General features: G+C 30.9%; 11 protein-coding genes. 5 read left to right on the top strand and 6 right to left on the bottom strand.

Annotated elements, in window-relative coordinates:
* The 5 genes from ABIK75_04905 to sfsA all read right to left on the bottom strand — a co-directional run.
* The coding region (locus ABIK75_04905; GenBank protein ID MEO0090427.1) for a hypothetical protein at positions 1 to 407 on the bottom strand (407 nt) is incomplete at its 3' end.
* A gap of 3 nt (positions 408 to 410) precedes the next feature.
* Entirely contained in the window at positions 411 to 1,928 is a 1,518-nt protein-coding gene (locus ABIK75_04900; protein MEO0090426.1) for a CRTAC1 family protein, read from the bottom strand.
* A gap of 20 nt (positions 1,929 to 1,948) precedes the next feature.
* Positions 1,949 to 4,279 carry a T9SS type A sorting domain-containing protein gene (locus ABIK75_04895; GenBank protein MEO0090425.1) on the bottom strand — a complete coding sequence of 777 codons (2,331 nt, stop codon included), beginning with the start codon at positions 4,277 to 4,279 and terminating at the stop codon, positions 1,949 to 1,951.
* Entirely contained in the window at positions 4,276 to 5,073 is a 798-nt protein-coding gene (locus ABIK75_04890) for a helix-turn-helix domain-containing protein (protein MEO0090424.1), read from the bottom strand. The genes ABIK75_04895 and ABIK75_04890 overlap by 4 nt, the downstream gene beginning before the upstream one ends.
* 30 nt (positions 5,074 to 5,103) lie before the next feature.
* Positions 5,104 to 6,207 (bottom strand): DNA/RNA nuclease SfsA, encoded by a 1,104-nt coding sequence (gene sfsA / locus ABIK75_04885; protein MEO0090423.1) that lies wholly within the window; start codon positions 6,205 to 6,207, stop codon positions 5,104 to 5,106.
* Positions 6,208 to 6,284: 77 nt separating this feature from the next.
* On the opposite strand from sfsA, the gene ABIK75_04880 reads away from it, so the two are divergent.
* The 5 genes from ABIK75_04880 to guaA all read left to right on the top strand — a co-directional run bounded on the left by ABIK75_04880 (position 6,285) and on the right by guaA (position 11,176).
* Positions 6,285 to 7,052: an electron transfer flavoprotein subunit beta/FixA family protein gene (locus ABIK75_04880; protein MEO0090422.1), complete on the top strand. Its 768-nt coding sequence runs from the start codon at positions 6,285 to 6,287 to the stop codon at positions 7,050 to 7,052.
* Complete coding sequence (locus tag ABIK75_04875; protein MEO0090421.1) at positions 7,049 to 8,014, top strand: electron transfer flavoprotein subunit alpha/FixB family protein; 966 nt, start codon at positions 7,049 to 7,051, stop codon at positions 8,012 to 8,014. The genes ABIK75_04880 and ABIK75_04875 overlap by 4 nt, the downstream gene beginning before the upstream one ends.
* A 249-nt stretch (positions 8,015 to 8,263) precedes the next feature.
* Complete coding sequence (locus ABIK75_04870) at positions 8,264 to 8,899, top strand: DUF1648 domain-containing protein (GenBank protein MEO0090420.1); 636 nt, start codon at positions 8,264 to 8,266, stop codon at positions 8,897 to 8,899.
* Positions 8,896 to 9,645, top strand: coding sequence for an acyl-CoA dehydratase activase (locus ABIK75_04865; protein MEO0090419.1), 750 nt, complete (start codon positions 8,896 to 8,898; stop codon positions 9,643 to 9,645). Before ABIK75_04870 ends, ABIK75_04865 begins: the two co-directional genes overlap by 4 nt.
* Complete coding sequence (gene guaA / locus ABIK75_04860) at positions 9,638 to 11,176, top strand: glutamine-hydrolyzing GMP synthase (GenBank protein MEO0090418.1); 1,539 nt, start codon at positions 9,638 to 9,640, stop codon at positions 11,174 to 11,176. The genes ABIK75_04865 and guaA overlap by 8 nt, the downstream gene beginning before the upstream one ends.
* On the opposite strand, the gene ABIK75_04855 is transcribed toward guaA, so the two are convergent.
* Positions 11,177 to 11,572 carry a hypothetical protein gene (locus ABIK75_04855; protein MEO0090417.1) on the bottom strand — a complete coding sequence of 132 codons (396 nt, stop codon included), beginning with the start codon at positions 11,570 to 11,572 and terminating at the stop codon, positions 11,177 to 11,179.
* Positions 11,573 to 12,304 lie beyond the last annotated feature (732 nt).

Below are 12,304 nucleotides of genomic sequence, written 5' to 3'. Positions count from 1 at the left end.
TAATCAACCAAATAATTACCAGTAATTGCCGTGTTCATAACATAAAGATAAACTCTTGCTTCATAGGTTCCGCTACCAATTCCACTATAATCTCTTGTTTCATAGCCATACCAAGTCATATTTGGGTCAGGCGGAAAAGTATTATTGGCAATTCTTGTTACCGTATCGCTTATTTGGGTTAAAAGTTCGGTATAGCCATTATTGGTATTATATCTAATACTATCTACTCTTATTCCAGCAGGCAGCATCATTGCTAACCAAGCACGGGCAGTAACACTACTGTTATCAAAAGTTCCTTGAATAAGAATGGTAAAATACTCACCCAAAGAAACTGAATTTGGTTGATTTACATTATCTAAATAGACACAGGCTAAAAATAAAAATATAAATATAAAATATCTTTTCATCTTTCACCTCTTTATTAACTTTTTAACTTCGCCTTTTTTTAAGATAAAGTAAATTCCTCTTTTATTAAGATTATTTATTTTTTTGCCCGTAATATCATAAATACCAAACACCTTATCTTCCTTTGCTAATTTTACTCTTTCTTTTATTTCCGTCAATGGCTCAAAAATTGTTAGCATTGTGTCAACTGGTAAAGATAAAATTCTGGTTCTTTCGCCACTTTGCCAGAGGACAATTAAAGAATCAATATTATCATTATTTCCTAAACCAAAATGGGCAATTAATGGATTGTGACCATCTTGACCACTGCCACCGGAAATTTCAATCATTTGACAAGTATCATTTTTAAAGAGATAGATTTTACTACCAATTCCTGCCCGATTGCTCTGTCTGCCAACAAGTTTCACTTTTAAATAATGAAAATAATTTCCGCCACTATCTCTCATCAAGGCATAACCATCTCCAAAATGACCTACTAAAAAGGCATCCAAATCACCATCATTATCAAAATCACCCCAACTACTAGCAAAGATATCTTGCGGTTGAGCGATATTCACTAAACCAGCAACATTATAAAAGGGAGCATTATAACCCATATTTCTAAAAAGACGATTGGGATAAACATGGTTTGTGGAAAAGATATCAAACAGGCGGTCATTATTAAAATCAATTATATCACAGGTTCTGCCATCGCCAACATCACCGACACCATAAAAATTTGTTCGGTTAACAAAAGTGCCATTCCCTTGATTTACATATAAGGCATTTAAACCACCGCTTATATTTGTTAAATACAAATCTAAATCGCCATCATTATCAAAATCACCACTAACCACTCCTTGCGTACTGCCGGTATTACCGACACCAGCGATATTGGTAACATCAAGAAAAGTATCACCATTAACATTTTTATATAATTTATTCTCACCATTTCTACCGATATAGATATCGGGATAAAAATCGTTGTTATAATCAAAGGCAGTTCCTGTATTACCACCAATAAAAGTATGGACTATTTGAAAATGGTTATTCTCTTGTCGATAAAGATAACTTACTTGTCCACCAATAATTAAAACATCTAAAAGACCATCCCGATTATAATCTAAAAATAATGAGCGATAACCACCGATTGTTAGACCTGATAAAGAGGCAATTTCCGTAAAAGTGCCATTTCCGTTGTTTCTAAAAAGATAACAATTACTTCCGTGCGAATTGGCTAAAATATCTAAATAGCCATCATTATTATAATCGCCAATTACGAGATTCCTAAATTCATAATTACTTAAACCTGCGGAATCAGTAACATTAGTAAAATTTAATCCGTAATTATTTCTGAATAGATAGATTCTATTTCCAGGATTAAAAAGGATATCCAAGTAATCGTCATTATTGTAATCAAAAAAGGCACAACAGGCACCTAATCCACCGGAGACATTTATTCCCAATTCTCTTGCGACATCCCGAAATCTAATTTCTTGGGCAAAGATTACTAAATAAAATAGCAAGATTAATAATTTTCTCATTTTTTTCTTTTATCTAAAAATCAATTAATTATTACTATCTTTCTTGTTATCTTTTCTTTGCCCTCAATTTTTAAGAAGTAGATACCTTTTTTCATTTTAGGAAAAGATAGGATTTCACCACCTTTTAAACTTCTTTTCTCTTTAGCAACAATTCTTCCAGTAATATCAGAAATAGTAATAGAATAAACGCCTGATTCATTTATTCGCAATCTATTATCTTTAGAAATTTCTTCTTTTAATCCAACTAAACCAGTATAAAAGATAAAGAAGCCTCCGTAAGTAGTGCAATAACCATATTCATCTTCTTTTGACCAAACATCAGTAACACTTCCACCATAACCAAATTTTGCTTTTAAATCATAATAGCCATACAATCTTGGATTTTGACCGGCATCAGTTTTGATTGCGTTAAAAAGATTATCACTGCCGCAAAAGACCACTTCCCTTCCAATATGAACATCTTCTACCAAACCTTCAAAATCAACTGTTCCAATAATTTGCGGAGAAGAAGGATTAGCAATATTTATTAAATGAACTCCCGCATCCCAATCAGCAACCGCAATTATTGGTACATAACCAAATTTATCAACTCCCCGACATTGATTCGGTGTCGTATATTCGGTTATCAAAATTGGGTTTTGTAAATCACTAATATTTAAAATTCCCAAATCCCGAAATGTTTGTTGTGTGCCACCCATTGGGTCATAACCACCTGCCATTAATAATAGGGAGTCATATTTAGAAATTTCTAAGGCTGCCCAAGTTGACCAATAATAATTGCCAACCTCTATTATTCTTGCTGGACTTCTAATATTTAAAATCTTTAAATAAGTTTGACCACTTAATGCCAAAGGAACAAATGCCAGAGTATCTTCCACATAAAATTGATTACCACCCGCATAACCTCGCCACATCCTTGTGCCAACCCATTGCGGATTATTGGGATTGGAAACATCAACAATTGCTAAATAACAGAACCAAGGAAAACCCCGAACAATTAGATAGATATAATTATTTTGATAGAACATACCACCAATCTGAGCAAGCCAACTTCCCGATGGTATTGATTCTAAATATTTATCATACCAAGCAATTTCCCTTATCTTGTTTTGCTGCGAGATATCTAAAATCCTTAAACAACCATAACCATCATAGAGATAAGCAAGATTATTGTGAACTGTTAAATAATATGGATTTCCTAAATAGAGATAATAGTTAATAAGTTGTGGATTATAAGGATAGGTAATATCATAAAGAGTGGCACCGGCTAATGCCTGGTTATAAAGTCTTCTTTGGACAAGGTCAAAAGAAACCGCAGTTGAACGAACATTCATTTGAGTAATTAATGACGGATTAGCAGGATTAGAGACATTATAAATTGCCAAACCGTTTATATCGTTTACATAGGCATATATCGTATCACCAAAATTTATCACATTCACATTTTGCACTTCTAATAAATCTGTTGGATTAGCAACCAATCTTGGATTTCTTGGATCAGCAATATTGATAATATAAAAACCATAATATCTTGCTCCCACATAAGCAAAGGTATCTTTTATACAGAATCTCATTCCCCTACGAACACCGCTACCAAGATAAGAGACAATTGTTGGATTTAATGGATTTTTGATATTGTAAATAATAAAACCAGCAGTATCTCCTGGAGCATAATTGGTAACATAAGCCAAGGTGTCTTTAATATTAACATCCATTAACCAATCAAAAGTGGCTTCATAAGCAACAATTCTTGGATTTAATGGGTCAGCAATATTAACAACATAGAGACCACCAGCACGAGTAGTAATAAAGGCAAAACTATCTTTCAAGGCAATACCGGTTGCTCCCCAACCAAATTGAGGATTAGAAGTAGGGTGATTAAAAGGAAGATAAAGACTCTTTATCCAACGGGCTTGGCTAATATTACTAAAATTAAAGATTACTAAACCGATATCGGCACTGGCACAATAGATTAAAGTATCTCTAATCTCAAAATCAAAGATATAACCCGGACCAGAGACCTCACCAACTTTCACTAAACTCTCTTGGCAAGAAAAGATATAAAAACCACCACCAGAAGAATAAAGGATATGGTTTTGATAAGGCTTTACCTGCCAACCGCTCATATTCACATAGCCACCAGCAAGATTATATTCACCGAGAAGAGAAAGATTAAGGGATTCTCGTTTTGGGACAGCAAAAATTTTTTCATTAGTTATTGATAAAGGAGAAGAAGAAAAGCAGGGATTTAACATTATCGGTTGAGAAGGAACTGGATTTTCCGTTAGAAGACCTTGATTAAAATCAATATTTAAATTAAATAAAAATAAAATAGTTAAGAATAGATTCATTTTTCCTCCTTTTTTAAATCAACTTCTTTACCTTTTTGCCAATAATATTCAAATCCGGCTTTCATCAATGTTACCAAAGCAGGATGGTTAAGATAAAAAATAACCACATCCTCTTCATCTTCTCCCAACAAAGAGAATGTGGCGCTCTTCTCATCAATCACCGTCATATTCATCGGTAAATAATCAATAACCCTTGCCTTTTCTCCATTTTCTATCAATTTTTTAATATAAGGGAAAATATCAGGGTCATTAAAGAAACTTTTTTCATAAAGACAACGGACTTGGACTTTATTTTTCAATACTACCATTTCCATATTATAGGATTTTTTCAATCGCTCTTGGGTTTTTCTCAAAACATACTTACAGAAAACCAGCACTTCTTTTTGAGCATTCTTTAACAAGGAGATTAAATATTCCCTTCCCGATTCTCCTTTAATCACTTCAATAAATTCCAAAGATTTCTTCTTATTTTCCCTTTGTTTATAAATTTTTTCTAACTCTTTTATCAAAGAAAACTTATTTTTCAACTCTTTTTCTTCTTTTTCTAAAAGATAACGAAGTCCAATACTCGGTGGAAGAGAAGAATAATATTTTATCTTTCCCTTCTTTTCGGTACACAATCCTAAATCAATCAATCTTTTTAAAATAAGATAAATCTGGGGACGAGGAACCGATACCATTTCTGCTAAATCCGATACCTTTGCCTTATCTACCCTTAATAAAGCACTATAAACTTCCGCCTCATAATTTGTTAAACCAAAATTTTTTAATATCGCAAATAATTTCTTATCCATATTGTTAGTATAACAAAAACTAACAAAAAGTCAAATTGTTGATATCAGCCGCCCAAGGCGATATTTTAAAATCAAGTTAACAAATTTTTCTTGGGTAAAAGGGCTCTTTTTAAAATAAAAGAGATGGCTATCACATTGACAATCACTACAGCCAAAATCTCTGATAAAGAGGTTAGCAATTTTCTTTATATCTTTTGCCAGAGAACATTCTAAATTTTGGGAAGTTCTGATTGGTATCGGTTTTAAATTGGTTAAATAATTTATTAAATAGTCAATATGCCATCTTTTCTTCTTATCTCTTTGTAAATGTCTTTCTATTCTTTTACTTAAATTATTCATTGCCTTACCAACATAGATATAAAAACCTTTTTTAAATTTTATCTTTTTTAATTTGCCAATAGAAATTTTCTTTGCTCTTTTTAGTTCTCCAACAATCAAATAAACTCCCCTATCTTTTGCTTCCTTTTTAAATATTTTCCAAGGGATTTTTAGTTCCCTAACAAATTGATAATTTAATTCTTCATCTACTTTTAGACTAATTGCCTTAATTTTTATTCTATCCTTCAATTGATAAAGGGTTTGGGAAAAGGAAAAATCGGTATGAAAATCTGGTAGAAAATAAAAAACCTTTGGTGAATAGACAACAAATAAGACCATACCTTTATTTTTACTTAGAAAAGATAAATGCTTTCTTCCTCTTTCGGTTGGCGCATCAGGAAACATTGCCAGTCTATCTTTAAATAAAGTAACTGATTTAACTTCTAAATATATTTTTTTATTCTTTCTTTTTAAAAGAAAATCTATTCGGTGATTATTAACTTTTACTTCTCTTTTTATTATTTTAAAATCCCTTAAACTTCTTATCTTTTTTTCTTTAATCAGTTTTTCAACAATTTTGTTAGTATAATTGGTATGTAATAAAACAAATTGATTATCCTTTTTAACACCATAGACCACATAAGGTAAATTATCTTTTTTATTAGATTTTTTAAGATATAAAATTCGATTAGTTAATAAAAGCTCCCAAAGCCTTCCGGGATTAGGTAAGTAGGCTTTCACCTTTTTGCTGTTTACAAGACATTCACAAGTAAAACGATTTAATCTTTTAAGGAATTTACCACTAATAAAATTCATTAAAGATATTCTATCTCTCCTTTTTCTTATTTTCAACTTCTTGAAAATTTATTATAATTTATTATAATTCATCTCTTATGAAAATTATTGTCTGTATAAAAAGTTGTCCGGAAACAGCTGAATCTGATATTAAATTAACTCCTGATAAAAAAGATATTATCCGTGATAAATTAGTTTACACGATAAACGAAGCCGATAATTATGCCTTAGAGACTGCGTTAATCTTAAAAGAGAAATACGGTGGTGAAATTACTTTAATTACTTTCGGTGATAAGAAAAGTGATGAAATATTAAGGATGGGCTTTGCCAAAGGTGCTGATTACGGAATTAGGATTGAGGAAGAAAAAGAGATAAAAGACCCTTTATTAATTGCCCAAATTTTAGCCTCAGTAATTAAAAACCTCAGTTTTGATTTGATTTTAACCGGTGTCACAAGTAGTGATAATAGTTACGGAATTACTAATATTGCTTTGGCAAGATATTTAAACCTTCCTTTTACTACCTTGGTTAAAAAAGTTGAAAAGGAAGATAATTTTCTATTAATTGAAAGAGAATTGGAAGGTGGTTTAATTGAAAAGAGAAAAATAAAACTTCCATCTCTTTTGACAATTCAAACTGGTATTTATCCATTAAGATATGCTTCAATTTTGGCAATCAAAAGGGCAACCAGTAAAGAGATTAAATTGATAAAATTATCTGAACTCAATTGGGAAATGAAAGAAAATATCTTATTAAAAGAATATTTTATTCCGAAAAGCGAAAGAGAGACAGTATTTATTAAAGGAAGTGAAGATGAAATTGCTGATAATTTAATAAAGATATTAAAAGAAAAAGGAATATTATGAAGGAAATAATTGTTTTTATTGAACACCGCTTTTCGGAAATATTATCTAACAGTTTTGATGCCTTAGGTTTTGCTTATAAATGGCAAGAATTATCAGGTAGTGAGATATCCTGTTTGGTTTTAACATCCGAAGAAAAGAAAGGTATTTTTAATAATTTAAAAGATGCTGTAAATAAAATCTATCTAATTAAAAATAAACTTTTAGAAGATTATCATCCGGAATTATATTTAAAAGTTATAAAAGATTTCTTAAAAGAAAAAGAGAATTATTTATTGGTTTTTGGTCAGACAAGTAATGCCTATGAATTGGCACCTTCCTTAGCAGTAGAACTTTCTATTCCAGTAGTTACCGATATCAATGGCATAGAAAAAACTAATGACGAAATAAATTTTATTCGTTATTTTTATGGCGGTAAGGTCTGCGGAAAAATTGAGATTAATGAGTTTGATAAAAAGCCTTTAATTCTTACTATCCAAAGTGGTAGTTTTAAATTTGAAAGAAAAGAGATAAATTCAGAAATAATTGAAAAAGAGATAAGTTTAGATATTGAGAAAAATATTGATATCTTAGAATATAAAAAAGAAGAGGCAGAGGAGGTAGACATTACCAAAGCCGATATTGTTATCGGTATTGGTCGTGGTTTGCGTGATAAAAAGAATTTGCCAATGGTTGAAGAGTTAGCCAAAAAATTGAACGGTGTTTTAGCAGGTTCAAGACCAGCGATTGATGCTGGTTGGCTATCAAAAGATCGACAAGTAGGCTCATCAGGAAAGACTGTCAAGCCAAAATTATATCTTGCCTTAGGAATCTCCGGTGCCTTTCAACATATTGTCGGTATGAAAAATTCTGATTTAATAATTGCGATAAATAAAGATCCAAATGCTCCGATTTTTTCTGTCAGCCATTATGGAATTGTTGAAGATTTGACAAAAATTGTTCCCGCCTTATTAAAGAAATTATAATTTATTTTATAATCCTTTTCCCAAACAAGAGATAAAGAATTAATAAAATTATCACTACTAATAAGATTATTCGCATAATTTTATTTTAAGTGAAGTTGTAAGAAAGTCAAAATTTAAAGGGCAGGGCTTTTTGCCCTGCCCCAAGGAGGCGATAGAGAGGAGGAGGGGAAATGAGGGTATTTAAAATTATAACTAAAAATAATAAAAAAATCAACCTTGAATTATAAAAATAAATCTTTATAATTTTTTATGAGGAAAATATCTATTATCATTTTAATTCTCACGATTTTATCCTTTCTTATCGGCAGTTATTTTTATCCTAAAATGCCTGAAAAAATGGCAAGCCATTGGAACCAATATGGAGAAGTAGATGGTTATTCCAATAAATTTTGGGGAACCTTTCTCATTCCTTTTATTCTTCTTTTAATGTTTCTTCTTTATCTTCTCATTCCCAAAATTGACCCATTAAAAAATAATATCATAAAATTTATTAATTATTATGATACCTTCTTTTTAATATTTTTTATCTTCTTAATTGCGGTTTATCTTTTTATGCTTTTATGGAATATAAATATCAAAATTAATCCCAACCGATTTTTTCCAATTGGTTTAGGAATCCTTTTTATATATGTTGGTATCTTACTGAAATACGCCCAGAGGAATTGGTTTGTGGGAATAAGAACACCTTGGACATTAAGTAGTGATTATGTCTGGCAGAAAACCCATTTATTAGGAAGCAAACTTTTTATATTTGCTGGAATTATTAGTCTTTTTGGCTTTTTCTTTTTAAGATATTCTTATCTCTTTGTTTTAATTCCGATTATTAGTTTTTCTCTTTTTTTAATTATCTATTCCTATTTCCTTTATCAAAAAGAAGCAAGATGAAAGTTATCGGCATTGATATTGGTGCGGCAAACACAAAAGGCGTTTTATTTGATAAAGAGAAAAAAGAAATTATTGATTACCAAGTTTTGCCAACCGAGTTTCAGCCCAAAAAAGTTAGCCAAATAATTATTGAGAAATTAAAAGATAAAAATAATTACCCAATTATTACCACCGGTGTAGGCAGAAATTTAATTGAACATCAGGCTTCTCTTACGGAAATTACCGCCATTGCCAAGGGAATAAATTTCTTATCTTCCGAGGTAAGAACAATTATTGATATTGGTGGCGAAGATATTAAAATTATTAAAATTGATAACAAAGGGAAGGTGATCGATTTTATTATGAATGACCGCTGTGCTTCGGGAACAGGTCGATTTTTTGCTAATCTTATTAAAGCCTTAGGAATTACCTTTGAAGAATTCAACAGAAAAGTCTTAGAATACAAAAATCCTTCACTAATTTCCCATTTATGTGTGGTGATGGTGGAATCCGAGGTTCTTTCAAAAATTTACCAAGGCGAAGAAATCAGTAATGTGCTTTTTGGTGTTTGTCTTGCGGTTGCCAAGAGAATTGTTAGTTTGGCACAAGGAATAAAAATTGAAAAGAAAGTTGCCCTTACTGGTGGCGGTGCCAAAAATCTCGGATTAAAAAAGGCGTTAGAAATCCTTTTGGGCGAAGAATTAAATATTCCTCAAGAACCTTTAATTGTTGCTGCCTTAGGAGCAGCCTTATCTTTTGATGGATAAAATATTTGTTGATAAAATATTAATTTTAGATTTTGGCGGACAATATACCCATTTGATTAGTAGGAGAATAAGAGAACTGGGAGTTTATACCGAAATTTTGCCAGGAAATATATCCTTTTCCAAAATAGCAAAGAATAATTTTAAAGGCATCATCTTATCCGGTGGACCTTCTTCGGTTTATAAAAAGGATTCGCCAAAAGTTGATAAAGAAATTTTAAAAAAAGGAATTCCGATTTTAGGCATCTGTTATGGCCATCAGTTAATTGCCTATCTTTTGGGCGGTAAGATTGAAAAAGGGAAGGCCGGAGAATATGGTTTAACAGAATTAAGGATTATTAAAAGAAGTCCTTTATTTGAAGGTTTAGCAAAAAAAGAGATAGTCTGGATGAATCATCGGGATGTCGTAAAAACTTTACCAAAAGATTTTGAAATTATTGCTGAAACCGAATATTCTAAAATTGCTGCCTATCAAAATTTAGAAAAGAAAATCTTTGGTGTCCAATTCCATCCCGAAGTCTCGCACACTAAAAAGGGAAAAGAGATATTGAAAAATTTCGTATTCAAAATCTGCCAAGTTAAAAAGGAATGGCAAACAAAAAGAATGATAGAAATAATAAAAAGGGAAATAAAAAATGAGATTGGCAATAAGAAGGCTATTCTTGCTCTTTCTGGTGGTATTGATTCGCTCGTGGCAGCAATTTTAGTAAATAGTGTGATTAAAAATAATCTTCTTTCTGTTTATGTTGATACTGGCTTAATGCGGAAGGAAGATAAAGAGATAATCAAAAGATTTTCCCGAGAATATAAATTTAAATTAAAAATAATTAATGCCCAAAAGGAATTTTTTAAAAATCTAAAAGGAATAGTAAATCCGGAAGAAAAAAGGAAAATAATTGGCAAAATATTTATTAAGATTTTTGAAAGAATAGCCAAAAAAATGAATTGTGATATTTTAATTCAGGGAACTATCTATTCCGATAGGATTGAAAGTGGACAAACAAGATATTCTTCAAAGATAAAGTCCCACCATAATGTTGGTGGCTTGCCGAAAAGAAGTTTTTTAAAAATTTATGAACCTTTAAGAAATCTCTACAAAGATGAAGTAAGGAATATCGCCAAGATATTAAGAATCCCAAAAGAAATAATCAAAAGGCATGTCTTTCCTGGTCCTGGTTTCGCAGTAAGAATTATTGGCGAAGTAACTCCCAAAAAAGTAGCAATTGTCAAGAAAGCAACAGAAATTATTGAAGAAGAATTAAAAAGGGTGGGTTATTACCATAAGGTTTGGATGGCTTTTCCGGTATTGTTATCAATAAAATCGGTTGGTATTCAAGGCGATAAAAGAAGTTATAAATACCCAATTGTGATAAGAGTTGTTGAATCACAAGATGCGATGACCGCCAACTTTACAAAAATCCCTTATTCTATCTTAGAAAAAATTTCTCAGAGATTGACAAATGAGATAAAAGAGATTAACCGAGTTGTTTATGATATTACTAATAAACCACCAGCAACAATGGAATGGGAATAATTATTCTAAAAGGAAGGAACGGACAAAATTTAGGGCTTCATCTAAATTGGTAAAAACATAAGTCTCTTCGTCTTTTATCCTTTCTTCTCTTTCTTTAATAATCTTTCCCTTATCAAAAGTTGCTTCAATTATCCGGTCAATCTCCTTCATCATCTCTTCAAAATCTTCTTCGCTCTCCTCTTTCCAAGGCTCAAGTTCTTCATCAATTCCTTTTGCCTGTTCTTGGGCAGAAATCCTACTTAATAAAGCAAGAATTCTACTCATTACTTTTAATTGCTGTTTTTGAGATTCATTAGAAGGAACCGGTGGCAACTTCGGATAACGAAGCCTCACAATCCAGCCGTTCTCAACCTTCTCAATCTCGCATACTTTATTATAATTAAATAATCTAAACATATAAAATTATAACCTAAAAATTTAAATTATCAATGATAACTAACTTAACTAATTTATTAACCCATTTCCTTTTAGCATTCTATCAATAATTAAGCAGTGGTAAGAATTAAAAAAATAACTAAATCCAAATAGATAGATTAGAATTTTCAAACCATCCTTTATTAACCAAAATTCAATGAGAAAGTTTAATAAGCCCACCACTATCTCCATCCTACAACCCATTACTTATTAGGTCTATTATTAATAACCTTATTAAGACGAACAATAAGGCACAATTGAAAACGAACGATAAGATATTTATTAAAGTTAATATTAATACTATTATTAAGTCTAAAAACAAGACATCTAATAAGAGGGTGATTAAGGCAATTATTAAGACGAATAAAGGAGATAGGAGGGATACGCTCCCTATCTTTAATACCAATCTAAATTAAGTATTTAAAAATCAAATACTTAGAAAGAATTTTTTCTTTTAGATTTTTTGCGTGAGATGCAAATTTTTAATTATTCTATTTTCAATAATTTCTCTTGACAAAAAGAAAATTTTTTGTTATATTTATTATTTATAATAAAAAGGAGGGAAAGATGAAAAGGTATTTTTTTATTATTTTACTACCTTTTTTTATTTTTAGTTTAGAAAACATCAATTTTCCTAAGGATGAGCAGGTTTCAGCAGTTCCTGATGTTTCTAAGACCGACCAGATTGCTATTCCTCTTCTTTTAAATTATCAA

The sequence above is a fragment of the candidate division WOR-3 bacterium genome (assembly GCA_039801725.1).
Taxonomy (GTDB): domain Bacteria; phylum Hydrothermota; class Tepidihabitantia; order Tepidihabitantales; family DTDR01; genus DTDR01.
This window is presented reverse-complemented; position numbering and strand designations above follow the sequence as displayed.

Coding starts and splice junctions, on each gene's coding strand:
- ABIK75_04900 (MEO0090426.1), bottom strand. CDS start 1,928: ATGAGAAAATTATTAATCTTGCTATTTTATTTAGTAATCTTTGCCCAA.
- ABIK75_04895 (MEO0090425.1), bottom strand. CDS start 4,279: ATGAATCTATTCTTAACTATTTTATTTTTATTTAATTTAAATATTGAT.
- ABIK75_04890 (MEO0090424.1), bottom strand. CDS start 5,073: ATGGATAAGAAATTATTTGCGATATTAAAAAATTTTGGTTTAACAAAT.
- sfsA (MEO0090423.1), bottom strand. CDS start 6,207: ATGAATTTTATTAGTGGTAAATTCCTTAAAAGATTAAATCGTTTTACT.
- ABIK75_04880 (MEO0090422.1), top strand. CDS start 6,285: ATGAAAATTATTGTCTGTATAAAAAGTTGTCCGGAAACAGCTGAATCT.
- ABIK75_04875 (MEO0090421.1), top strand. CDS start 7,049: ATGAAGGAAATAATTGTTTTTATTGAACACCGCTTTTCGGAAATATTA.
- ABIK75_04870 (MEO0090420.1), top strand. CDS start 8,264: ATGAGGAAAATATCTATTATCATTTTAATTCTCACGATTTTATCCTTT.
- ABIK75_04865 (MEO0090419.1), top strand. CDS start 8,896: ATGAAAGTTATCGGCATTGATATTGGTGCGGCAAACACAAAAGGCGTT.
- guaA (MEO0090418.1), top strand. CDS start 9,638: ATGGATAAAATATTTGTTGATAAAATATTAATTTTAGATTTTGGCGGA.
- ABIK75_04855 (MEO0090417.1), bottom strand. CDS start 11,572: ATGTTTAGATTATTTAATTATAATAAAGTATGCGAGATTGAGAAGGTT.